The 23,965-nt window shown below is 40.0% G+C and carries 19 protein-coding genes; 10 read left to right on the top strand and 9 right to left on the bottom strand.

Annotation, left to right across the window (positions count from 1 at the left end):
- Positions 1-23 precede the first annotated feature (23 nt).
- From Q91_RS11350 to Q91_RS11340, 3 genes are all read right to left on the bottom strand, one after another.
- Entirely contained in the window at positions 24-1,958 is a 1,935-nt protein-coding gene (locus Q91_RS11350) for a DUF3488 and transglutaminase-like domain-containing protein (protein WP_015007050.1), read from the bottom strand.
- A gap of 6 nt (positions 1,959-1,964) precedes the next feature.
- Complete coding sequence (locus tag Q91_RS11345; RefSeq protein WP_020933229.1) at positions 1,965-2,960, bottom strand: DUF58 domain-containing protein; 996 nt, start codon at positions 2,958-2,960, stop codon at positions 1,965-1,967.
- Between the two features lie 68 nt (positions 2,961-3,028).
- A complete protein-coding gene (locus Q91_RS11340) occupies positions 3,029-3,637 on the bottom strand; it encodes a glutathione S-transferase family protein (protein ID WP_015007048.1) in 609 nt (202 codons plus the stop codon).
- Between the two features lie 84 nt (positions 3,638-3,721).
- Between Q91_RS11340 and Q91_RS11335 the strand changes: the two genes are divergently transcribed.
- The 4 genes from Q91_RS11335 (at position 3,722) to Q91_RS11320 (ending at position 7,611) form a co-directional block, all read left to right on the top strand.
- Entirely contained in the window at positions 3,722-4,504 is a 783-nt protein-coding gene (locus Q91_RS11335) for a 1,6-dihydroxycyclohexa-2,4-diene-1-carboxylate dehydrogenase (protein ID WP_015007047.1), read from the top strand.
- A gap of 229 nt (positions 4,505-4,733) precedes the next feature.
- A complete protein-coding gene (locus Q91_RS11330) occupies positions 4,734-6,065 on the top strand; it encodes an aromatic ring-hydroxylating dioxygenase subunit alpha (RefSeq protein WP_015007046.1) in 1,332 nt (443 codons plus the stop codon).
- Positions 6,066-6,077: 12 nt separating this feature from the next.
- Positions 6,078-6,611 (top strand): 3-phenylpropionate/cinnamic acid dioxygenase subunit beta, encoded by a 534-nt coding sequence (locus Q91_RS11325; RefSeq protein WP_015007045.1) that lies wholly within the window; start codon positions 6,078-6,080, stop codon positions 6,609-6,611.
- Between the two features lie 91 nt (positions 6,612-6,702).
- Positions 6,703-7,611 (top strand): DMT family transporter, encoded by a 909-nt coding sequence (locus Q91_RS11320; protein ID WP_015007044.1) that lies wholly within the window; start codon positions 6,703-6,705, stop codon positions 7,609-7,611.
- Here Q91_RS11320 and Q91_RS11315 read toward each other — a convergent pair.
- Positions 7,600-8,577, bottom strand: coding sequence for a quinone oxidoreductase (locus Q91_RS11315; RefSeq protein WP_015007043.1), 978 nt, complete (start codon positions 8,575-8,577; stop codon positions 7,600-7,602). The two genes, Q91_RS11320 and Q91_RS11315, sit on opposite strands and share 12 nt — an antisense overlap.
- Positions 8,578-8,871: 294 nt before the next feature.
- Here Q91_RS11315 and Q91_RS11310 point away from each other — a divergent pair, with 294 nt between their 5' ends.
- The 6 genes from Q91_RS11310 (at position 8,872) to hcaB (ending at position 19,390) form a co-directional block, all read left to right on the top strand.
- Positions 8,872-10,143, top strand: a complete 1,272-nt coding sequence (locus tag Q91_RS11310; RefSeq protein WP_050999778.1) for a YCF48-related protein — start codon at positions 8,872-8,874, stop codon at positions 10,141-10,143.
- The gene (locus Q91_RS11305; protein WP_015007041.1) at positions 10,143-12,473 is read left to right on the top strand and encodes an RND family transporter; all 2,331 of its coding nucleotides are present in this window, start codon (positions 10,143-10,145) and stop codon (positions 12,471-12,473) included. Before Q91_RS11310 ends, Q91_RS11305 begins: the two co-directional genes overlap by 1 nt.
- Positions 12,474-12,583: 110 nt before the next feature.
- Entirely contained in the window at positions 12,584-14,539 is a 1,956-nt protein-coding gene (locus Q91_RS11300; RefSeq protein ID WP_015007040.1) for a hypothetical protein, read from the top strand.
- Between the two features lie 98 nt (positions 14,540-14,637).
- Positions 14,638-16,080 carry an outer membrane lipoprotein-sorting protein gene (locus tag Q91_RS11295; protein ID WP_015007039.1) on the top strand — a complete coding sequence of 481 codons (1,443 nt, stop codon included), beginning with the start codon at positions 14,638-14,640 and terminating at the stop codon, positions 16,078-16,080.
- A 148-nt stretch (positions 16,081-16,228) separates the two neighbouring features.
- Positions 16,229-18,259, top strand: coding sequence for a PQQ-dependent dehydrogenase, methanol/ethanol family (locus Q91_RS11290; RefSeq protein ID WP_015007038.1), 2,031 nt, complete (start codon positions 16,229-16,231; stop codon positions 18,257-18,259).
- A gap of 339 nt (positions 18,260-18,598) precedes the next feature.
- Positions 18,599-19,390 carry a 3-(cis-5,6-dihydroxycyclohexa-1,3-dien-1-yl)propanoate dehydrogenase gene (hcaB, locus tag Q91_RS11285; protein ID WP_015007037.1) on the top strand — a complete coding sequence of 264 codons (792 nt, stop codon included), beginning with the start codon at positions 18,599-18,601 and terminating at the stop codon, positions 19,388-19,390.
- Between the two features lie 62 nt (positions 19,391-19,452).
- Here hcaB and Q91_RS11280 read toward each other — a convergent pair whose 3' ends face one another.
- The 5 genes from Q91_RS11280 to Q91_RS11260 form a co-directional block, all read right to left on the bottom strand.
- On the bottom strand, positions 19,453-19,938 hold the full coding sequence (locus Q91_RS11280; RefSeq protein WP_015007036.1) for an aromatic-ring-hydroxylating dioxygenase subunit beta: 486 nt from the start codon (positions 19,936-19,938) through the stop codon (positions 19,453-19,455).
- Positions 19,935-21,125, bottom strand: coding sequence for an aromatic ring-hydroxylating dioxygenase subunit alpha (locus Q91_RS11275; protein ID WP_015007035.1), 1,191 nt, complete (start codon positions 21,123-21,125; stop codon positions 19,935-19,937). Before Q91_RS11275 ends, Q91_RS11280 begins: the two co-directional genes overlap by 4 nt.
- A 99-nt stretch (positions 21,126-21,224) precedes the next feature.
- A complete protein-coding gene (locus Q91_RS11270; RefSeq protein ID WP_015007034.1) occupies positions 21,225-21,941 on the bottom strand; it encodes a Crp/Fnr family transcriptional regulator in 717 nt (238 codons plus the stop codon).
- Positions 21,942-22,074: 133 nt separating this feature from the next.
- The gene (locus Q91_RS11265) at positions 22,075-23,328 is read right to left on the bottom strand and encodes an aromatic ring-hydroxylating dioxygenase subunit alpha (RefSeq protein ID WP_015007033.1); all 1,254 of its coding nucleotides are present in this window, start codon (positions 23,326-23,328) and stop codon (positions 22,075-22,077) included.
- 11 nt (positions 23,329-23,339) lie between these two features.
- Positions 23,340-23,825: an aromatic-ring-hydroxylating dioxygenase subunit beta gene (locus Q91_RS11260; protein ID WP_015007032.1), complete on the bottom strand. Its 486-nt coding sequence runs from the start codon at positions 23,823-23,825 to the stop codon at positions 23,340-23,342.
- Positions 23,826-23,965: the final 140 nt, after the last annotated feature.

Here is a 23,965-nt window from a genome sequence, read left to right as displayed (position 1 = left end):
CGGTGATGAAAAGGCTGAGCAAGTTAAAAGTGAAAGTGTTTTACCTGTTGAATAAAAGAATGTTCGGCTTCTTTTCCATAACGAGTGTTTAGATACAGTGTTTTTAATGTCGTTAGGTCACCTGCCCTTTGTGGGTATTGTTTAATGGCCCGGTTAAAGTAGTCAGTTGTGGTTTCGTGTGGTTGGCGCTGCCCTATTCTTTTTGCTAATGACTTACACAGTACTAAATATGCGGTTTGAACGGCATCATGAGATTTTTTTTGCAGTAATAGCACAGCACCAATTGAGCCAATGAGCACTAGCCCGCTTAGCACCGCTAACCACTTCACCATGCCTCTCCAGTCAAAAATACCAAGATTAGAGAGAAAATTGAGTTGTTTTTCTGGACCATAGGCGAGAACAGCGTTTTGCCAATAATAATCTAAACTATTGAGAGCCCATTTAAGCTGTTGAGCCCATTGCTGGAAGCCCTCTGGGGGCGTTATAAGAAAATTAATATCGCTATTAGCTTGTTGTGATGAAGGATCAATGCTGTGTTCAATACGGTTAGGTGCGATGGCGGCAGTAGGGTCAATTCGAACCCAGCCCGCTTCTTCTAACCAAACCTCAACCCAGACATGGGCATCTGCTTGGCGGATGTTATAAAAGTCTCCAACTTTGTTATAAACGCCACCTTGATAACCGGCAACAAGCCGAGAAGGAATACCTGCTGCGCGCATTAAGGTGGCAAAACTGGTGGCAAAGTGGCCACAAAAACCGCGTTTAGTATCAAATAAAAACTCTGAAACAGGGTCTTGGCCTAATGAAGGCGGTTTAAGTGTGTAATAAAACTCTTTATTATAAAATTCAAGCGCTTGCTTAATAACGCCTTGATTATCAGCATTGGCTTTAAGCCATTTATTTGCCAAGTCGAAGACCCTCGGGTCTGTGTTATCGGGTATGTGGAGTGCTCGATTCAGGTCGTTGTCAGACGGCTTTGCCTGGATTTTTTGCGAGGTTGAACGAATATTGAACGAAATATTTCGACTGAGTTTTTTATTTAATATTAATTGGTGGTCATGCGTTAAGCGGGCGTTTTTTGGTGCTGCTGCAGGGATATCAAGTGCAAAAAGCCAATATTGATGATGAGGTTCCATCATCAAGGTGTATTGAATATCTAAACCTTCATTATTGATAGCTTTTGCACGTTTAAATGAGTCTGATTTAGGTGGCGTTAGTGTCCAAGAACGTCCATCGGTTTCCCAAAAAACAGGGCCACGCCAATATAAGTCTTTTTGTTTGGGTGCTGTACCATCAAAACGTACCCTAAAAGCTGTTTTATCAGAGAGGGCTAAGTTTGAAACATTGCCAGGGTTAATCGTGTCGCTTAAACCACTAATTGCAGACTGTTGATTTGGCATGGCCCAAAGAGGCCCAATCATACGAGGGAAAAAAATGAAAAATATAAGCATTAACGGAACGGATAAAAAAAGGATGGTAGCCGAGATGCGTAATAACCCTGGGTTTTTTAAACGATGACATTGAGTATTGTTGATGGTCAGTGAAAATAAAAGCAAGAAAAACACACAGAAGGCATATGTAGCAATTTCAATGTATTGTTCGAATAAAAAAGGAGTAATGAGTATAAAAAAATTCAAATAAATCACTGCTTGCGTGTCCCTGCTAGAGCGGCTTTCGAGAAGTTTTAATCCCATCAGTATAATTAATAAAGAACTACTGGCATCGCGACCTAGAGACATGCCGTATGTTTTTAATACAAAAAAAGCTAGGCCGATTGAAAGCGGTAATAACAACCATTTACTCGGTAAAGTATTAGGAAACCAGAGAGTTAGTGCTCGCCACCCTAGCAGACTAAAACCGATCACTATAAAGGGGAGAGGAAGTTCACCAATATGTGGAATGATTAGCAGTACACCAATGCTGATGAGTAGTTTGATAATGGTGGGCTGAAGGGGCATGGTTATTTATGAATGTCCGTATAAGGCTAGCGCTTTTAAACATGTATGCAGGTGTGCATGGCCATGGTTTGGCGGCTGCTCAACACCGGGTAGGCGTAAACCATACTCAAGGCCTTGGGCTTCGCAGTCTAATAGCCAGAAGCACAGCTGAGATAGTTTTGCTTCGGTGTCTAATGGCTGGCAAAAATGCCAATCTAGCCAGACAGAAATGGACTCTTCAGCACTAAATTGATTACTGTAAAAACCCTTTTCAGCGGCAAAGGCTTTCCAGTTTACTTGTCGATAACTTTGCCCTTGTTGATAGGGTTTTAAGCCAATAAATTCATCGGTACCAACTTGGTTGCTGGCAGCTTTGTTTTGTTCGTCGCCGGGTTGGTTAATTTCTAGCGATAAGCCACTATCAATTGGTTGGGGGTAAACTAAGATGGCTTGGTTAAAAAGTAGTGGTGACCAAGCTCGAAAAAACCCAAAAGGGAAAGTAGTAGACAGTGTAATGGTATCGAGTGTGTGCCATCCGCGTTGCTTAAACTTGATCGGTAATGTAACTAATAAAGTTTGATTTTTTTGAACATCAAAAAAAGTTTGTTGGTGCAAATAAGAAGCTTTAATGGCCCAACGTTCAACCCCTTTTGTTTCCTTAATAAGCACTTTCATTTGGCCGCTAGAGCCAGCATAATAAGGGGGAGTTTTGCTCGGTGAAATAATCAACCCATATAGATTTTTAACGCTATAAAACGTAGACATTTGTGCACTAGCAGCCAATAGAAAGCTAAAGACAAATCCCATACTATTATTGTAATTAATGGAGGCGATCAGCATTAATAAAATAACGACGAGCAGTGATAAGCCGCCTTTATTCGGTAGGATGAAGATACGCCGGTAATTTAATTGAATAGAAGAGTGCTGAGGGGCTTCGCCTTTGGTGAAGCGTCTTAAAGACATGCGTTTTGAAAGAGTAAGGGCCATACGAAGTACGATGCTTAAGTCACTTAACTGTAACACGTGTTTGTGCTGTATAAAGATGAAAAAAGCCGCTATTGCGGCTTTTTATTGTTAGCTTAAAACGTGTCTTAAAGTGTAGGAGCGGATTCTTTTACGCTTGATTTTTCTTCCATGCGAGTCATCCATGCGCTTACTCCTGAGTAATCTGCTAATAAAGAGCCCTCAGGTATCATGCCAAAAAAAGCTAAAATAGGATAAAGAAAATAATCGGCTAAAGAAGCTTGAGAGCCGGTGAGGTAATTGTTGGTGGAAAGCGTTTTATCCAATAGAGCTAGATGTGCCTTCGCCTTAGGGATTGCAGCATCAAGAACGGACTGGTCTAAAGGCATAATTTCAAATCTAAATAAGGCAATTTCATGAATTAGTTCCTGAAAAACATAAGCGTTAATGTAACTAATCCATTGGTTCATGATTGCGCGCTCTTTAGCATCAGCAGGTTGAAGTGCTGGGCCATCAAAGGCCTGATCAATGTATTTGGTGATCGCTAATGTTTCATATAAAACAAAGTCCTCGTGTTTAAAAGCAGGCACTTTGCCTGTCGGGTTAACAGCGATCATTTCTTCAGTATTGGGTTCAAAAGGTAATAGTTCATAAGCAACACCTTTCTCAGCTAAGGCAATGCGGGCTGTTCTTACGTATGTACTGATTGGAAAGCCATATAAAGTAATGTCGCTCATTTCATTTGTCCTATTATTTTGATTAAATGGAAAGTATAGTAAGTAATTGTCGTTAGACTGTAAATATCAATATAGGGGAGAAAAATGAGCCAACGCTTCGAAAATAAAGTTATTGTGGTAACCGGTGCGGCCCAAGGGATAGGTAAAGCCTGTGCTTTACGGTTTGCACGTGAAGGTGGTCAGGTAATGATTGCCGACCGTGTGGAAGATCAAGCTTTGTTAGTGCAGCAACAAATACAACAGGAAGGGGGTATTGCTGAAATATGTATGGCAGACCTAGAGACCAGTGAAGGTGCCAAGCACGTTATGCAAACAACCATAGAAAAGTTTGGTCGTATTGATGTGTCTGTTCACAATGTTGGTGGCACTATTTGGGCAAAGCCATTTTGGGAGTACCCAGATGATCAAATTGAAAAAGAAATTAATCGATCACTATGGCCTACTCTATGGTGTTGCCGTGCGGTTATTCCTTTTATGATGGAGCAGCAGTCAGGCGCTATTGTTAATATTGGTTCTGCAGCAACGCGTGGGATTAACCGAGTACCCTACTCCGCAGCAAAAGGCGGTGTTCAAGCAGCGACCATTTGTATGGCAATGGAGTTGGCAGAGCACAACATTCGCGTTAATTGTGTAAACCCGGGTGGAATTGATCAAGGAGAGCGAGCTATTCCAAGAAATACCGATGCGCTAACCGAGTTAGATAAAGCCGGTATGCAAGGCGTTTATGATCAAACGATTAGAGACACCCCAATGAAGCGTTTTGGAACGCCCGAAGAAGAAGCAGCAGCGATTTGCTTTTTAGCGGCTGATGAGGCGTCGTATATAACAGGGGAAGTGATGAATGTAGCGGGCGGTGGAATTGGTTAGCAATTGACCCCAAAAGTAAATGTAAAAAAACTTTTTCAATGTAATTTTGATTTAAATCAAATTTTAATTGCCATTGTATTGCTGTATCATTGTGATCTGATGAGTCAAAGACCATTTTGAATAAGGCGTTTTAATGGGGTTAGTTAGAGAAATAAAAGATGTGTAGCACCCTTTAGCTGGCCTTTAAATAACGATAAAAATGTGTGTAAGTTAGTGAGGAGATATAGGTATGAGCAATAGAAGACTTGAGAGTGATTACAGCCGCTATATGGATTTAAAGGAAGGCTGGGTTGATCGTCGTATTTTTTGGGAGCAAGAGATTTATGAACAAGAGTTAGAGCAGATATTTGCTAAGGCTTGGCAGTTTATTGCGCATGACTCGATGATGCCGAATCCTAATGATTTTTATACCACCTATATGGGTGAAGATGGTGTTATTGCTGCCCGTCAAAAAGATGGAAGTGTGAAAGTGTTTCTTAACTCCTGTACACACAGAGGTAATAAAATTTGCTATGCCGATGATGGAAACACTCGAAACTTCACGTGTAATTATCATGGTTGGGCGTTTGGAACCGATGGTGAATTAAAAGGTCTATCAAATGAGCACGTGTACGATGAAGGTGACATCGATAAAAGTAAATGGGGCTTAAAACAAGCTCGGGTAGATAGCTACAAAGGTTTAATCTTTGCTACATTTGATGAAGAGGCTCCCTCACTTGAAGAGTTCTTAGGTGACTTTAGATGGTATTTGGATATCATGCTTGACCAAGATGACGGCGGTACAGAGTTTATCGGTGGTGGTATCAAAAACTATATTAATGCTAACTGGAAATTCGGTGTTGAGAATTTCGTAGGGGATGCCTATCACGCCCTATGGACGCATGACTCAGGCTTTAAGGCGATGAATAACAATGAAGGCTTTCCACCAGCTGATCCAACAGATAGCTACCACGCCAGTATGAATGGTCATGGTTGGGAATTTGGCACCGAAGGGCTGGCCGATATTGCGATTTTAGGTCAACCTAAAGTGCTTGAATATTATGAAAAAATGCGCCCAAAAATGGCAGAGCGCTTGGGTGAGATGAGATCAAAAATATTCGGTTCCTTGGCATCGGTATCGCTATTTCCTAACTGTTCATTTTTACCAGGTATTCAAACATTCCGTGTTTGGTTACCAAGAGGTCCACATAAATTTGAAATGCGGATGTGGACTATCGTGAATAAAAATATGCCGGATGAAATTAAACAAGCCATTAATATTGGTTGTATGCAAACGTTTAACCCAGCTGGTGTGCTGGAAATGGACGATGGTGAAAACTGGGAAGGTAATACATCCGTTAATAAGGGTGTGGTAACGCGTAGAGGAAAGCTGCATTACGGTTGTGGAATAAATCGTAGAATTGAGCATGAAGAACTGCCAGGTATTGTTTATGCTAGTCAATTTAATGATGCTAACCAACGTCAATTTTATGAACGTTGGGCTGACTTGATGAACGCGAAAAGTTGGGATCAAGTGCCTACCCGCTACACGCCGCGCTATGCAGGCAAGAAAACAGTCTAGGGGGAGCTAAAGATGACAAACGAAACAACAAGTAATAACAAGGTCGCTTCTTTAGAGTTGATTAATGAAGTACAGCAGTTTTTGTATCGTGAAGCACGGCATCATGATAATGAAGAGTTCAGAGAATGGTTAACGATGTTAACCGAAGATATTCATTATTGGATGCCATATCGTTATCAACGATATCGTAAAAATGAGAAAGAGCCGACGATTTACGACACGGCTTATTACAACGATGATATGGAATGTTTGGTAAAACGCATCATACGAACAGAAACAGGTACGTGTTGGTCCGAAGACCCAGCAACTCGAAGTGCCCATGTGGTGACGAATATCGAAGTTGAGTTAACGGATAATCCAGATGAATTTAGGGTTTATTCGTTGGTAACTGTGCACAGAAATATTAATGAAGACGAGGAGCACACGATGTTAGGCCACCGAACAGATTTAATTAGACGCGTAGACGGTGTGTTGAAGTTAGCTAAACGTAAAATCATTCTCGATCAAAATATCTTCAAAAATAAAAGTCTAAACGTTTACCTTTAAAAATAAATAGATTAATAAAGCACCGTTAGTGCTCTATTAATACCGTATATTAGACCCTGCGAGAGCAGGGTTTTTTAATGGAGTTAAATCAGTGAAAAATGAAACACTTAAAGCCGTGGTGCTGTTAAATATTGCGGGGTTGCTATGGGGCGGGAATATGATTTTGGGTCGGTATTTGGCCGATTTTTTAGGCCCCTGGTCGATTGTTAGTACACGCTTGGTGATTGGGGGCTTTATTTTTATATTACTGCTGATACAAACAGGGGAGCTTAAAAAAATTAAGCATATTACAAACTGGTGGACGTTTATCGCGTTAGCAATTTTCGGCGTTATATTTTTTCAGTCCCTGCTCTACTATGGTTTAAGGCTGACAACTTCAACCAATGCCGGCTTGATTAACTCCTTAACACCACTACTGACTGCATTTATGGCGGCGGCTTTCTTAAAAGAAAAATTAAATTATCATCATTGGGTTGCAGCGGCCGTCACTATTTTTGGCTTGTTGTTTATACTGGGCGAAGGGGATTTAACCAATTTATTGCTGCTTAATTTTAATGTTGGTGATTTATTAGTATTAGGTGCTGTCATCAGTTGGGTGATTTATAGTCTTATTGCTAAAAACGCGATGATAGGCATGTCTCCCCTACTCCTGACGGCTTTAGGTGTGCTGCTCTCTCTTGTTGTGGTGATCCCATTAGGAATATATGAGGCAAAGGTCATACAAACACCTCATTTAACAGTTAATGCATTCTGGGCCTTAATGTTTATTAGTGTAGGGCCAACGGTGTTGTCATTGTTATTTTGGAATAAGGGTATGAAGGTTATCGGCCCATCGCGGGCTTCATTGTTTTTAAATACGGTGCCTGTTTATATTATTATTATCAATGCCGTGTTTTTGGAAGAAATGCCTTATCAATACCAAATAATTGGGATGGTTTTAATTTTTATGGGCAGTTTTTATGCGGGTTTAAAAGCGCATAAACCAAAGCTAAGGGATTAACACAGGGCTGCCAATTCTATTGCGTTGAACTAGATAGTCGTGAGCCTTGGCCACATCAGACAAGGCAAAGCTCTCCCCTACTTGAATATTGATGTGGCCTTTTTCAAGCATTGCTAAATAGCGGGCCGCACTGTCAAGTATCTCTTGTCGGTTTCTAGTGTAATGATATAAAGTTGGGCGAGTTAAATAAAGCGAGCCTTTTTTTGAAAGCTCTAGGACATCAAATGGGTCGGGCTTACCTGATGCATTTCCAAAACTAACCATCAGTCCTCGCACACGCAAACAATCAAGTGATTGGGTAAAGGTGTCTTTACCGACGCCATCATAAACAACATCTACTTTTTGACCGTTGGTAATTTCATCCACAGCCTTAACGAAATTCTGTTCAGTATAATTAATAACAAAATCACAACCATTACGTTTCGCTATACGGGCTTTTTCAGCAGAACTAACAGTGCCAATAACGGTTGCTCCAACAGCTCGGGCCCATTGACAGGCAATTTGGCCAACACCGCCCGCGGCAGCATGAATGAGGATGACATCGCTCGGTTTTAATTCATGTAGTCTGCAAAATAAGTATTCAACCGTCATACCACGTAGCAAGCTGGTGGCGACCGACTTATCATCAATATTATCGGGGATAGGAACTAGTTCATTAATATCAATGACCCTATATTGTGTGTAGGCACCCTTAGCGGCAGAATAAGCCACACGTTGACCAACTGAAAACTCGGTAACGCCCTCTCCCACCTGTTCAATGACCCCAACGGCTTCATCGCCTAAGGTGGCGGGTAAATCAATTGGGTAGAGACCAGAGCGGAAATAGGTGTCTATATAATTAACGCCAATTGCAGTTTGTTTAAGCAGTACTTGCTGTGCTTTAGGCTCTTCGATAAGGGTCGTGTCGAGTTTGAAAACACTGGAATCACCAGTTTGATAAATATTGGCAGACAAGTTTGTATGCATATAAGTTCCAAGAGGTTAATGGTTTGCAGAAATTAGCAAAGTATAGTTTGCAAGTAAAATCGAAATTTAAAAACTTTGTTTAATGAAAAAAGTTGATGCAAACATGAGTAAAGCAACTATATACTGTATAGAAATAAGCGAAATATGGCTAATGTAAAAATTGGCGCGGCTTTTATTAGCCTAATTCTAGTTAAAAACCATTGACAAATATATCTGGATTATTATAGTTTTGAACGCTTGTTTGATTGGTAGTGAAGTTAAATAATTAATAGATTCAGCTGATGAGGGGAAATAGTGAAATCGATAAATCTTAAAAGAATAAAAGGCGCACGCCTTTTGTGTGTGCTTGCCTTGGCATTTCTGGTGACAGGAATTGCAACGGCAGAAAACGGAACGTCAAGTGAACAAGGTGAGTTTCAACGATTTTGGCCGGATAACCTTTATGCGGTTGAGTTTGTAAACGAGAATATTGGTTTTATAGCGGGATATTCGGGTTCTGTCTTTAAAACAGAAGACGGTGGTGAAACATGGTCTGCTATTTATATCGGTGTCAATGAGTTAATTCGTCACTTATCTTTTGTAGATGCTAACAATGGATGGGCGGTAGGCCATCGAGGCTCCATTCTACACACAGCAGATGGTGGCTTTACATGGGTTGTTCAGAAACAAGACGAAGGAAATTATTTAAGAGATATTTCATTTGCAGACGTAAATAATGGCTGGGCTGTTGGACATGGCGCGGCTATTTGGCATACCTCAGATGGCGGTAAAAACTGGGAAAAGCAAACTTTAACAGGCTTTGATGGTAGAGACTTACCAAGGTTACATGGTGTTGTGGCTAAAGATGCAGATAGTGCCATTTTAGTTGGTGAGTTTGGCATGATTGCCCATACTGAAAATAAAGGTGATCTATGGTTGGTTAGCTATAACCCAAGTAGAGCTACATTGCTTTCAGTAGCATCACATGGTGATGGGGCAATTGCAGTAGGTCTAGATGGGGGTGTGGTTAGTATTGCTTTGGCAACAGATGAACAATGGGCTGAAGTAGAAGCGATTGAGCAAGCGCTGCAAGCAAAAAAAGAAGAAAAAGCAAGAAAGAAAGCAGCCCGTAAAAAAAGAGAGTATGTACCTGAGCATGTAGAGCCATTACCAAAAGTGGATACCAACTACTACATAACAAAAATAGACAGTGGTCTTACCAATCATTTATATGATGTATCAGCAACAGCGAACAATGAAGTTGTTGTGGTAGGTGCTTCGGTTATGTTTAAAGTCTCAGAAGCTGAAAAGGAAGTCGCAGCTGCAATAGAAAGCGATGATGCTACGGTAGAAGTCGTTACAGAGCCTACATATACAGTAACAAACTTGATGCCTGAGGAAGGCTTCCCACTGCCTTATACTTGGATTGGCGGTGTGGATGTGACTGAGTCGGGCACAATCTGGGCTGCGGGTTTACGTGGAATGATCGTAAAAGGTAATTTGAATGATATGTCCTTTGGACAAAAACTAAATATAGCTGAGTCAGAGAACGTAAAGCTGATATCTAGTCGTTGGGGAGAAAAATAATGATTAATAAGTTGTCTAGCTTTATCTCAAGAAGGCCGGTGCTAGTTGCATCAATATTGACGGTGCTAACTATTATTCCTGGCTATTATGCGTATAAGGGTTTGTCACTTAATGTGATCCTTGAAGAAATGCTACCCGCAAACTCTAATAATGTAGAATTATTTTTACGGTTTGGTGAACAATTTGGTGGTGCAAATACAACCTTAATTGAAGTAAAAAATAAAAAAGGGAATATTTATAACCTAGATTATTTAACGAAGTACAAACAAATAGCCGAAGACGTTTATTACAATAAACATACTTACCGTCACTTAAGTCAGTCTTTAGTATTAAGGAAAACCAAAGCCATTTCTGGTGGTGGGGGTCGTGTGGGCGTGGATGCGCTTTTATGGCCAGACTTACCTAAAACTGAACAAGAAATGACGAGGATGCGTCAGTTTGTTAATAAGCAATATCGTGGCCTACAAGTATCTAACGATGAGACTTCAGCGATAGTTATTGCAGACTTTAGAGACGAAGCTGATAAGTTAGAGATTTTGAACTTTTTCTTAGATTTGCGCGAGCAGTATGAAGGGGAAGACTTAGAAATCAACTTTGTTGGCCGTCCAATTCTTCTTGGGTATATTTATCAGTCACTTGACTCAGTTTTCAATATTTTGGCAGCATCACTATTGATTATTGCAGTAATTTTGTTCATGTATTTTAGAACGTGGGTTGGGGTGTTTATTCCAATGTTTACTGCAACAGTTGCTACCATCTGGGGATTAGGTGCAATGGGTGCGGTTTCTTATAATTTAGATCCGTTGCTTATCCTACTTCCTGCATTTATTTTCGCTATTGTATTGTCGCATGGGGTACAGTTTACAACGCGTATTTTAGACAATATTGCTGCTTGTGAAGAGCGTCCTTCACATTGTCGCGAGGTTACTAGAGACGGCTTGGCATTGTTATTGGTACCAAGTACCGCTGCCATTATTACAGATGCAGCAGGTTTTGGTGTGTTGGCCCTTGTTGCTATTCCAAGTATTGAGTCGCTAGCCGTTATATGTAGTCTTTGGTTGCTGTCAGTTGTGCCTGCGCTTATCTTCGCAGCCTCAGTGATGTGTTTAATTAAACCGCCAAAGTCACATAAAACAGGCTCTGTTATTCTGAATAAAATTTGGAGTACAGTCATCAATATGGAAGATCATTCCTGGACGATGGTTGGTGCTACTGCTTTATTGTTAGTAATGGGTGGTTGGTACTCACAAAATCTAACTGTAGGTGATACAAAAGGTAGTGCAATTCTGTGGCCTGAAGCTCGTTTTAATAAAGATGTAGAGTCAATTAATACAAGGTTTTCCTTCTTAGGTACCGATATTATGCAGGTGTATGTAGAGGGTGAAAAAGACACCATGCTTGACCCATCTGTTTATCATCAAACAGAAGCGTTAGATCGTTATGTGTATGAGCATATGTCAGAAGTACGTCCTGCTATTAGCTTGGTACCAATCATTAAATTGATTAACTCTGTTCTTTTTGAAGGGGATCCTTCATACGCGATCATACCGGACACGGCAGAAGAAGTTGGTTTTGATATTTATATGTTCCGTTCAAAAGGTGAGCCTGGAGACTTTGCGGCTTATACAAATAAAGAGTGGGAAATAGGTAACATCTCCTTTTTCTTAGAAGACCATAGTCGTCCAACAATCCAAAAGCTAAGAGATAATCTGGATGCTTTCTTTGCTAATGAGAAAGAAGTTGTTAGTGATGCAAAGTTCCTTTATATGGGTGGACAAGTTGGTATTGTTGAGGCACTCAATGAGGAAATTGTTAATTCAAATGTGAAGACGATGGTTGCAATTGCATTTGTAATTTTCTTTTGTATTGTCTTGTACTATCGTTCTGTAACAACGGGTTTAATTCTATTGTTTAGTTTGGCTACTGCTAACTCATTGACATACGCTTTTATGGCTTGGAAAGAAGTGGGCTTAAACGTTAGTACATTACCACTTGCTGCACTCGGTGTAGGTTTAGGTGTGGACTACGGTATTTATATGATTGATAGAATTAAAGAAGAATATAAAAACCTAGGGATAAAAGATGTTCATGAAGCAATACATCAGGCTTTCTTAACATCGGGTAACGCGATATTTATTACAGCGGTTACCATGATTGCGCCATTAATTCCTTGGGCTGTTGCATCACCATTAAGGTTCCAGGCAGAAATGGGTATGTTGCTAGCACTTGTATTATTTATGAACATGTTAGGTTCGTTACTATTCGTACCTGCAGCCATTGCCGCTTTTCATCCTAAGGCATTGTTTAAAATAAAAGAAAATGCTGCGTAGCAATAAAGCAACGTTGTTGTAAAAATGACAAAAAACGTTGTTTATCTGTGTGAAATGACGTATAAAAAAAGTGTTAGAAATGTATTACTGTAAATAATAAAGGGGAAAAGATGAAGAAAATAACAAAAATAAGTCTAGCGGCTATACTGGGTGTCTCCATGGTGGCACCTGCTATGGCGATAGATACAGGCATTAAAGGCCTAACTCAAAGTGGTCGAATTAAGTTGGGAGCGTCTGTACTATACGATCTACCAGATCAAGGCAATAAAGCAGGCCCTGCAAACTGGATTATAGAATCTAAAACAACGTACCGCCCGAATAGACAGTGGAGTTTCATTGGGAATTTCTGGCTACGAGGTGACATGTCTTCACAGTTCACCAGCTATGACTCACCAAATGGTGGTTTACCCGATCAAGTCAATGGTGCAATCGTGCCAGGTACTGGCGCTTTTACGCAAAATGCTAACTTCAATCTAAACTCAAGTAATTGCTCAGGCAACGCATATTGTGCTGAGATGGACGATGAATTAGAAGTATTAAAAGATTGGGAAGATATTGTTCGTGAATTATCAGTTAAATATCGCGATAAGAAAAACCGTTTCTCCATAAAAGCAGGTCGTTTCCAACGAGGTTGGGGTCAGTCAGATGGTTTACGATTAATGGATGTATTGCATGCTCAAGACTTGCGTCAACGTTTTACATTTACAGACTCTGATGAGCTTCGCTTACCAGCTTTAATGGTGTCAGCTGATTTTAACTTCAGAAAGCTTGGTATAGACGGGCCGTTTAAAGCCATTGGTATGAAAAACCCATCTTTGGAAATTAACTTTGTACCAGAAGTTCAAACATCGAACTTTATCATTAACAACCCAACACCAGGAGATCAGACCTCAGGTGGTATTTTTGGTTTAGATTGGGCTGACGTGAATGACACAACAGAAAATGGACCGGGGTTACCTGGACTTGGTTTTAATTTATATGACAATAAACCAAACCGCCTCAGCTTATCGGATGCAGAATGGTCAATGCGCTTAAAGTTTGGAGCACTGGGTGGTTCTGCAACCATAAATGCGTTTTACGGACAACAAGATCTACCAGTATCTAAGCTAATTGGCTCTTCATTAATTGTCGGAGATGGATTCAATGATCCAAGTGTTGGAACACAAATACCATCAATTCCCGGTAATGGTAATTCAGTGGGTGCATCATTTAATGCAGCAACTACAGAAGCTGTTATATTTGGAGCAGGTGGTTACCTAAATTGGGTGCAATCAGTAGATGCGTTTGCAAAAGGAGGTCCAGCTCCAATTGTAAGCCCACTTGCAGGGTTTGGCTGTGGTGATCCTTTTAACGGTATACCTGGACCTGCTTGTTCAATTAACGGTGAAGTTGAATTAGACTATGACTATCGCCAGTTGATGGTTGGGTTTACCTTTGCTCGTGATTTAAGTGACTTTATCAGAATTGGACGCAAAAGCTCTGCACCAACTGTACGTTTAGAAATGTCACATGAGTTTGATCGTCCATTTAATCGTTCTAGAGTTAATCCAGGCGCAACATTCGGACCATTTGATGGTAGTTTTGCGGGTGAAGTAACTGGTTCAGGTGTACTAGCTGTAGAAGCTAGCCGTAATATTGTGAAAGAGGACATCACATCAACAATGATTGGTTTTGATTTCCCTCTATGGGTACCGGGTTGGGATTCACAACAAAAATCAATCTTTACCAGCTTACAGCTCTTTGATATCTACACGCATAATTCAGACCAAGGCTTAATACAGCAGTCACCTTATGCCTTTACTGAAATACAAGATCATCAAAATTTCCTAACGTTTGGCTGGAATGCACCGTTAGACAACCAACGTTTGGTGTTGGATGGTTTGTACATACGTGATTTCCAAGGCTCTGGTGACTTCTATCGTCAACGTATTGACTTCAACTACTTTGGTGACTCATGGCGCCCACGTGTAGAAATTATGCACTTCTCTGGAAGTAAAGAAAGTGCACCGATTGGTACTTTTAATAATTCAGATTATGTTGAAGTATCTTTAACGTACCAGTTCTAAGTAATTAGAATAACTACCTATCACTTATTGAAAAGTGGTAGGTAGTTATTAATAATGTAAGTGAATTAAATTAAGAAATAAGGGTAATGGAGATATAAATGAAAAATAAAAGATTACAAATAAAACTGGCAGCTGCCGGCATAGCGCTTGGGCTTGGCATGTCAACTGCACCTGCAATGGCAGAAACCAATCGTGCATTAGAAGCTTGGAAAGCTTTTGCAGCTGAAGAAAATAACCCTCGATATGATAAATGGGTTGAATTACTTTCAGACCCAGAAGCAATTAAGTTAGCTAAAGAATGGAAAGCATTACGTGGTTATGATGCTTACGATCTATTTGATAAAGAAGAAATTCCTGCTGAACTAAAACCGGGCTTGATTATTACAGCGGAAAATAAAGCTGATTTTCCTTGGTTACCTAAGTATTTAACACAGGAGACATATGATGCAATTGGTGCTCCGTGGGGTAACATCCGAAAAATTAAAATTGTTCCTTCAAATACCTATTATTTACATAAAGGGTATCTAAAAGGTAATAAAGCAATGGCAGAGCAAAATACCAAGCTCACATTTGACGAAACTGGACAACCAATTTATGAAGATGGTTCATATGCATTATTATCTGGTCCTGCTGCAACGGCATTACCTTTCTTAGTTAACCCTAAAAATGGGCTTGAATTGCACTGGAACAATGTTGCAGCTTCAGTTGCAACAGATACATTAGAGTTTGACAGTGCTTACCTGAATTCTTGTACACCTGACAGTAAGGCAGATAGACAATATAGAGCGAATTTTTGGTGGTGGCATTATCATGAGAGACACAACACCGCACCATTTGGTGATATTGAAGGCAAAGGGGACATGGTTGAAGGTGGCGCATTATTTATGTTTGAGCCGAATGATGTTCGTGGATTGGCAGGTGTACGTCAACGTTATGCTTCTGGAACAAAAGAAGATGATTTCAAAATTTTCCTACCAAGTTTAAGACGCACACGTTTATTAACAGGTACTGACTCGCAAGATCCATTAGCATCTGGTCTTGAATTATCTTGGGATGATTGGCGTGGCAATTGGATTAAAACAAATATTGAAAACTTTGAATATAACCTAGTTGGAGAAGCACTTATTTTATCTCCAACTAATACAATGCATTCAACAGGTGGTTTAGAGGCATTTACTATTGATGAAGAGCGTTGTGGAGTTGATTATGTAGAGATGGAATTACGTCCTACCTATATTTTAGAACAAGTTGACAAAACCGGTAAATACCAGTATTCAAAATTACGTTATTACTATGACAAAGAAGACTACTCAATCGCTACAAGGAAAACTTGGGATCCAAGAGGTAATCTTTTCAGATCTTATGTTGATGCACGCGACTTTTTACCAGCAACAGGTGTTAGTGTCTGGGGTGCCTTAATTATTAGAAACAGTGTTAGTCATAGAACATCAACCATGTGGATGAATTCAACATGGGAAAATTTAGATGAAATTGTAGATGAATCTATGTTTGATGTGGATCAACTAAGAGATTATCAGTAATAGAAACACTTAATATTAAGCATTAATAATCAAAGCAGTGGAACGAAAGTTTCACTGCTTTTTTTTATGCCTTATGTCATTAAGACATGAAATATTGCTAGGCGATAAGATAGGAATTAAATAGTATATTTACAAAAAAAGGAGAGGAATGAATACAATAATTAAAAATTTACTGTTCTGTTTTATGTTATTGATCTTAAGTGCTTGTGATGAACAAAATAAAACGACCAATAAAGAAGAAGAATTAGTACCAAAAAGCGCTATTGAACAAATAAACAGACAAATAAATGAAGTACCAGAAGATGTCGGTGTTCACTATTATGGTCTTGAACAAAATTTACAGCGTTATTCACCTCTAACACAAATTAATGATGGCAATGTGCATCAATTGAAACCATCTTGGGTGTTATCCCTTGGTGATAATAGAGGACAGCAAACACAACCGTTAGTTATTAATGGGGTTATGTATATTACAAGCCATAACGCGACATATGCAGTCGATGCAAGATCTGGTCGTCAAATATGGAAAAGCATCATTCAATACCCTGCAGAAACACTAACTTGCTGTGGTGTTACGAACAGAGGGGCAACTTGGTATAACGATGTGTTGTATCGCGCCACGCCGGATAATAGGTTGCTAGCCCTTAATCCAAAAAATGGAAAAACCATTTGGGAAAAACGAACAGCAGAGATTGAGTTTGGTTATTCAATGACCAGTGCCCCGCTTGTTGCCAATAACGTAGTGATTACTGGCGTGGCAGGAGGAGAATTTGGTGCTAGGGGGTTTTTAGATGGCTGGGATCCAAAAACAGGTGAACATTTATGGCGCTTCCATACTATACCCAAGCCGGGAGAAAAGGGGAGTGAGAGTTGGCAAGGTGATGAGTGGGAGCATGGTGGAGGGCCGACATGGTTGATAGGCTCGTATGATAAAGAACTAGACCTTGTTTATTGGGGAGTGGGTAATAAGTCGCCTTGGAATATGAGAGAAGGAGCAAAAGATAATTTATATACGCAAAGTATGTTGGCTATTAGACCTAAAACGGGTGAGTTGATCTGGCATTATCAATTTACCCCAAATGATGGCTTTGATTATGACGCTGTTAATGACCCAATACTTACTGAGATTGAGGTTGATGGAAAACAACGGAAGGTCTTGATACAAGCCAATAGGAATGGGTTCTTTTATGTACTTGACCGTAGCACTGGTAAGTTATTAAGGGCGAATAAGTTTGTTGATAAAGTGACATGGGCTGATGGAATTGATATGGAGACAGGGCGACCAATCATATCTGAGCGCGTTAAAAACATGATTAAGACAGGAGAAACAACCGAGATATGGCCCTCGGCTTTTGGTGGTAAAAACTTAGCGCCGATGTCTTATAGCCCAACAACAGGGTTAGCATATGCTAATACCTTTAATATCGGCTGGAAATATACCCCCGTTGAGCAGCCCTATAAAAAAGGTGTTTTTTATATTGGAGCACGGTTTGAATGGGCTTTTCCAGAAGGGCCCAAGGGGTATTTAAGGGCGATTGATCCATTAACGGGTAAAGCAAAATGGCAATTCCCAACAGCTATTCCTATGAATGGTGGGACCTTAGTCACGGAAGGTAACCTTGTTTTTTCGGGTGCACAAACTGGAGAATTATATGCATTAAATGCACAGACTGGAGAAAAACTGTGGGAGTTCCGTACAGGGTCTGGGATTATCGCACCGCCAATTACTTATCAATTAGAAGGTAAGCAATATATTGCTATTGCCAGTGGTATTGGTGGTGTTTACAACAGCTTATCAAATGATATAAACCTAAAAAACATTAACCCAGGTGGATCTGTTTGGGTCTTTGAATTAGGAAATGGTGGGGATACGAGTACAGTCCATGCTGAAACGATTCAGCCACCCAAAGCCCCTGATGCACAGGCAGTAAGTAAAAAGCTAAAGTCATGGTCAAGCACGGTTAAAAAAGGCGCTGAGCTATACGAGCAAGCCTGCTCTCATTGTCATGGTGTGGAAATGAAAACGTCGGGAACGACATTTGACCTTCGTACATTTCCGAAGAATGATAAGGCAAGGTTTATTAATTCAGTGATTAATGGCAAGGGTTCTATGCCAGCCTGGGGCAATAAGCTATCAAAGGAAGAAATTGAGGCAATACACGAATATGTTATTAATTAATGTGAATATTGCATGAACTCAGTAGGATCTAAGAGTTAGGCCGCACAGTAAAAAACAATTGTTGGTTAAGATCTTAGGTGTATGTGTTGATATATTGCTAGTAAGATAGAAGTAGTCGGTCGACTATAAATAAGTATCGTTAAGGTTGGAGTGGGTTTAACCTCACAATTTGATTCCTTCTCGATTTTGTAGATAAAAGAATTTTACTGTTAGGTATAAAGTTATTTAGGTAAAATTAAAAAAGGCGATCGAGAGCTTGAGTGCTTAATGACGAACGGTAGTCGTGTTGTACTCGATGATAATATGAATTTCTTTAATTTTAATAAAAAGGTATAAGCAATGGGATGGTTAGATAATAAAGTAGTATTGATTACAGGGGGAGCCTCAGGCATTGGTTTGGCAATAGTTGAACGATTTGTTGAAGAAGGTGCAAAATTATGTGTGATGGATCGATCACAGGAAGGTATTGATGCACTAGAAAAAACACACGCTGGTTCTGTTGTGGGTATAGTCGGAGATGTCCGGTCATTAGCGTCAAACAAAGTAGCAGTTGAAAAAGCAGTTTCTACTTTCGGAAAATTGGATGTATTTGTTGGTAATGCAGGCATTTGGGATTATATGGTACCCCTAGAAGCACAACCTGAAGATAAGGTTGAAGAAATTGCCGATGAAATTTTTTCGGTTAACGTTAAGGGATATTTATTAGGTGCAAAAGCGGCGTTACCTGAGCTTAGAAAAACAAAAGGTAATATGATCTTTACAGCATCCACATCAAGCTATTATACCGGTGGTGGCGGACCAATCTATGTTGCCTCTAAACATGCAGTTATTGGCATGATAAAGCAACTTGCCTATGAAGTGGCACCAGATATTAGAGTTAATGGTGTTGCGCCAGGTGGTACGGTAACAAACTTAGGTGGTAGTAATGCAGCAGGTCAGGCAGAGAATAAGCTAAACGAAGTACCGGGCATTGATAAAATCATTGCTGATATGACGCCGATGGGTTTCATAGCTGAACCCGAGGATCATGTAGGGGCTTATTTATTATTAGCATCAGAACTATCTAAATATATTACCGCAACGGTCATCAATTCTGATGGCGGTATTGGTGTTGGGAAACGACCAGAGTAAAAAAGCAGAAAAAAAAGCCTCAATATTTTAAATATTGAGGCTTTTTTTGTGCTCGTTATATTTTAGATAGGGTAAGGAACATAACGAGGTAATACGTTAGTATCAACAACGGCTTTACGTTGAATAAAGCTGGCGCCATTTTCAACTAATACGATATCTTCATATCGGCCAACACATAAAAGTTCACTTTTCTCAACAAGATTTTGGGTGTAGAAAATAGAAAAATTATAGTTAGCTTGGTAACGATTATTGCCTAAATCTTTAATAGAAGTCAGCTGAGTCATGTGTCTCATTTGATAATGTTCAGTTGAATCATTTTGAATGACCGTGACCTGTGTGACTCTGTCTTGCAGACGTTCATATTTATCATCGAGCATAAAGGCAATAGGAAAACCCTTAGATTCATTTTCATTTGAAATCAAAGTATAGCTGCCTTGTTTATTAAAACAGGCTAACCATTTTTCCATATCTAAATTGTCGAGCGCACAAATATAGTCTCTATTTAAGTTCTCAATACTAAAAATTACGTTAGGTTCAATCTCGCTCATGCTTCTGCCCTCTTAAAGCCCATTAATTTTCTATAGTGTTCCCAACGTGGTAGGTTTCCAGATTCATCATTTTGCCCAACCTGAAGTTCAAGTTGGTATTCGTCTTTAACACCTTTCTGGAATATTGCCATGCCAGGTGTTTTATTACCCTTATCAATGCGGGAAAAAACAGAGGCATCTTCCATGCTGATTAAACCACTAGGGCCAAGCAAGTTACTAGATTGGCGAATTCTATGCGCAATCATTTCATCGTCATCATCTTCATGAGTGAAATATGCGTAATGGACTTCAATGCCTTTAGGGCCTTTAGGAAAAGCATAACGAATATTTAGCATATCCATATGTTTGGAATAAACAGTAAGAGGGAATTGCATTTGTACAATGGAGCCTGTACTGGTTTCGGTGCCTTTAAAATCAAGTATAGAGGCATCTTGTAAGGCTGTAATGTCATCTGGGATTTTGAGCTCAGACTCGAACGATAAATGACCATTTTCAGATACATTTTGAACACCTTTGCCACCTTGCCAGTTAAGCATTTTAAAAGCTAGGTGAAGGAGTGGAGCGTGATAACCATCGTTATCGCAGTATGCTTTCCAGTTACAGTCATAATGAACTTTTTGATAGCCAATGAACTTTAAACGCCCGTCACCACCAAGAATACGACTAAGAGGTTCGTAGAAGTTTTCACCGAGATATTCCTTAAGAGGAGCAACTGTCTCGCTCATAGTAATAAAATATAAGCCACAGAATTCTTCTGTTCGGAAGGTGGGTAAACTAAAGTTTTTCTTGTCAAAATCGGGTGTAAATTCACGGCTATTTGGGCAACCGACTAACTCACCTTCAGGGCTGAATAGCCAACGATGGTAAGGGCATTCAAATTCTGTTTTGTTGCCTAAACTTTCGGTAACAAGGGTTGTGCCTCGATGAGTACAGGCGTTTTGAAAGATACGAATCTTATTGTCTTCACCGCGCACAGCGAAAACAGGGATTTCACCCAAATCAGCAGCCTTATAATCGCCGATATTTGGGATTTCACTTTGATGAACGATTGGGTGCCATTCGGCACCATAAAAGATATTTTCAAGTTCTTTTGGCCATAAATCAGCCCGTTCGAAAACCTCTTTAGGTACTTCATTATATTTAGCCGGCCATTCTAGTGTGGCACTGTTATTAGGTATTTGCGTCATGTTCTCTCCTATTGGTTAATCGTAAAAAGAATATATATAGTTTTTTAAAAGTGACCTATTGTTTTTGTCTTTGAATTTGATATATGTCACTAAGGCCTCTTAGCGGGCAGATGAGTTTGCAAGTTGCTCCAATTTTTTAAGTTCTAAAATTTGAATTTTGCGTCCATCCTTATTAATGCAGCCGGTATCAATGAGTTTGGAAAAAGACCGGCTGACTGTCTCAACAGCCAGTCCAAGGTGGCTGGCAATATCTTGGCGAGTCATCGGTAGTTGAAATGAGGATGACTGTAAATTAGAGGATGAAATACGACTATGATATAAAATCAAAAAGGCTGCTAATCGAGACGAGGCGGACTGTAGGGATATGATGTTTTGCACGCGACTCATGGAAGCTAAGGCGGTGCTATACAGCTTCACTGAGAAGTCAGACAAGGTTGGAAACTCCTTACGCAACATACGCAGCGAGGGGTAGTCTATTTTACAAGCTAAACTGGCTTCAAGGGCATCAGCACTGTTTAGTGTCATTCCAAGCCCTACACTGTCCAGACCGATGACTTCACCGGGCAGAAAAAAGTTGTGTACATGTTCGGTGCCATGAGGTGAAATCATTTTTGTTTTAAATGAACCTGTCTTAACAACATATAAAAAGCTTGTTTCAGTGTGCTGTTGAAATAATGCCTCGCCCATTTTGTATGGGATATTAGTTTGGACTATATTTTCAAAGCGAAATAGCTTGTTGGCCGGCATTCCAGAAGGGACGCATTGTTTTGCGAGCACACATTTGACACAGTTGGAAGCGGCTTTGTTTTTTTGCATAGCAGGCAACGCCGTTTTTATTATAAGCCCTACTGTAAACTATAATTAGATAGATTCAAAACTTTTTAAAGCGATGAAAAAAAGCCCCTAATGCAAGGCATTAGAGGCTTTTGTTTTACTGCTAGAGTAGGATTTAGAAGTCCATTATTTCTCGGTAACCTTTCCATAAGCCTCGGATCAAACCTTCAGTAACAAGGTGGTCGTCTCCCTTCGCTTCATCACCAGCCATACGGATAACGTTTGTAAACTCACCATCCCTGATAATGGCATTTTGGCACAATTCTGTTGACTCGCCATCTTCCATTGAGATAAGTCCAGCAGGTCCAATAAGATTAAATTGCTTTAAACGAATATTTCTAAGTTCTTCGGTGTCATCTTTATAACCAAAGTAAGTCCAGACTAACTCAAATTCATCCTTACCTTTCGGTAAGATCTGACGAAAAGCGAGGGTATTTTGAATTTGCTGTACAACTAACGAAGGAAAAAGTGACAAGATAACTAACGTCACGCCATCTTCGAATTCTTGTTTGCCAGCTAATATAGAGGCATCTTTAAGCTCGTATTCGCCAGTTTGAAGCGTTCTAAGCTTATCTTTCTTCATGTCATCAAGAGCGGTCTCATCTTCAGTGCCACCACTTGCCCATAGGACCGAGTGATAGTCGTTGTTGGCGATGCACTCACCTTTTTGTGAAGATCTATATAGCCCAAAGGTTGCATGGAAGAGATGCAATAAACTTGCATGATAAGGGTCTTTGGTGTTTTCTGAGTAGAACTTCCAGTTCCCTTTAATATACTGCCGAGTTGTACCGAGTATTTCTATCGGCTTATTTAAAAGTCGACGCATATGGTAGCTAACATCATCGCCCATATATTCTTCAATATCCGGCGTATCATCACTAAAGGTACCAAAAATCGCACCATGGTAATTAACCACACGGACCTTACGTAGACCGTGCTTTTTCTTATCAAAGTCTTTTGGCATGCCACCTTTGCCAGCGAGTCCACGCTGGAAGGGGACCCCATGAAGGTCACCCTTCGCATCATAAGCCCATTGGTGATATACACATGTGTAAGCACCATCTTCAGACTTACCGTGACGCTCTCGACAAATCTCAGCGCCACGGTGAGCACAACGGTTAACCCAAGCATAGATTTCATCATCTTGACCACGGGTAACGACAACAGGGGTATCACCAATATAGGTTGATTTGAAGCTACCTTTTTCTGGCAGTTCTGCATCAGCGGCTAAAAAATTCCACGTTGGGCCATTGTAGATTCTGGCTTGCTCCAGATCGTAGACTTCCTGATCATTAAAAACGGAATACGGTACTGAAGTGTGGCTTTCGTCAGCAGACCATTTTAAATGTGGAGGTGTTATTGCATTCATTTTTTTTCTCCTTAAACAGGGATCACCAATAGGGTAGTGATTCGATGAGTGTCGTAAATAGCGCTTCGTTTTTTAAATTTAAGAACGCCTTTATCGCGGACAATCTCATCAACATAACGACCCACGTTATAAACTGTACTTTCTCCGTCATTACAGGTTTTAAATACAGCATAATTTGATTGTACGTGAAATGTTTCACCGTCATCAGTTGTAATAACAGGGTTGCTAATAATATGACGATACCATTGAACTTGGTAGACATTAGCATGACGTAACGCGGTAATGCGGTCCTCTAGCATGCCGCGGCTATCACACCACATCACAGCAGTTGGTAAGCCTATTTCATGGTTTTCTCTTGGAATGATTTGATATAAGCACTGGTCAGTAAAAAAATTTGGCCAGTTTTCTAAATCATCATCATCGATGCATTGAACATAGCTGTTAAGTAGGTCTTCTATTTCGCTTTTTAGTTCAAGGGTTATAGCATTGTTTGGCATATGGCCTCCTCTTTTTGTTTTTTTTTGGATAAATTTAACCGTTGAGTATACGGGGGTCTTTTTATAAGAAAATGACTATGATCAAAAAAAGCCTCTTTATCAGCTAAAGAGGCTTTTTGGCATGATAATAGTTAATGAGT

The organism is Cycloclasticus sp. P1, assembly GCF_000299965.1.
In the GTDB taxonomy this organism is placed as follows: domain Bacteria; phylum Pseudomonadota; class Gammaproteobacteria; order Methylococcales; family Cycloclasticaceae; genus Cycloclasticus; species Cycloclasticus pugetii.
This window is presented reverse-complemented; position numbering and strand designations above follow the sequence as displayed.

Coding starts and splice junctions, on each gene's coding strand:
- Q91_RS11350 (WP_015007050.1), bottom strand. CDS start 1,958: ATGCCCCTTCAGCCCACCATTATCAAACTACTCATCAGCATTGGTGTA.
- Q91_RS11340 (WP_015007048.1), bottom strand. CDS start 3,637: ATGAGCGACATTACTTTATATGGCTTTCCAATCAGTACATACGTAAGA.
- Q91_RS11335 (WP_015007047.1), top strand. CDS start 3,722: ATGAGCCAACGCTTCGAAAATAAAGTTATTGTGGTAACCGGTGCGGCC.
- Q91_RS11330 (WP_015007046.1), top strand. CDS start 4,734: ATGAGCAATAGAAGACTTGAGAGTGATTACAGCCGCTATATGGATTTA.
- Q91_RS11325 (WP_015007045.1), top strand. CDS start 6,078: ATGACAAACGAAACAACAAGTAATAACAAGGTCGCTTCTTTAGAGTTG.
- Q91_RS11315 (WP_015007043.1), bottom strand. CDS start 8,577: ATGCATACAAACTTGTCTGCCAATATTTATCAAACTGGTGATTCCAGT.
- Q91_RS11305 (WP_015007041.1), top strand. CDS start 10,143: ATGATTAATAAGTTGTCTAGCTTTATCTCAAGAAGGCCGGTGCTAGTT.
- Q91_RS11300 (WP_015007040.1), top strand. CDS start 12,584: ATGAAGAAAATAACAAAAATAAGTCTAGCGGCTATACTGGGTGTCTCC.
- Q91_RS11295 (WP_015007039.1), top strand. CDS start 14,638: ATGAAAAATAAAAGATTACAAATAAAACTGGCAGCTGCCGGCATAGCG.
- Q91_RS11290 (WP_015007038.1), top strand. CDS start 16,229: ATGAATACAATAATTAAAAATTTACTGTTCTGTTTTATGTTATTGATC.
- hcaB (WP_015007037.1), top strand. CDS start 18,599: ATGGGATGGTTAGATAATAAAGTAGTATTGATTACAGGGGGAGCCTCA.
- Q91_RS11280 (WP_015007036.1), bottom strand. CDS start 19,938: ATGAGCGAGATTGAACCTAACGTAATTTTTAGTATTGAGAACTTAAAT.
- Q91_RS11275 (WP_015007035.1), bottom strand. CDS start 21,125: ATGACGCAAATACCTAATAACAGTGCCACACTAGAATGGCCGGCTAAA.
- Q91_RS11270 (WP_015007034.1), bottom strand. CDS start 21,941: ATGCAAAAAAACAAAGCCGCTTCCAACTGTGTCAAATGTGTGCTCGCA.
- Q91_RS11265 (WP_015007033.1), bottom strand. CDS start 23,328: ATGAATGCAATAACACCTCCACATTTAAAATGGTCTGCTGACGAAAGC.
- Q91_RS11260 (WP_015007032.1), bottom strand. CDS start 23,825: ATGCCAAACAATGCTATAACCCTTGAACTAAAAAGCGAAATAGAAGAC.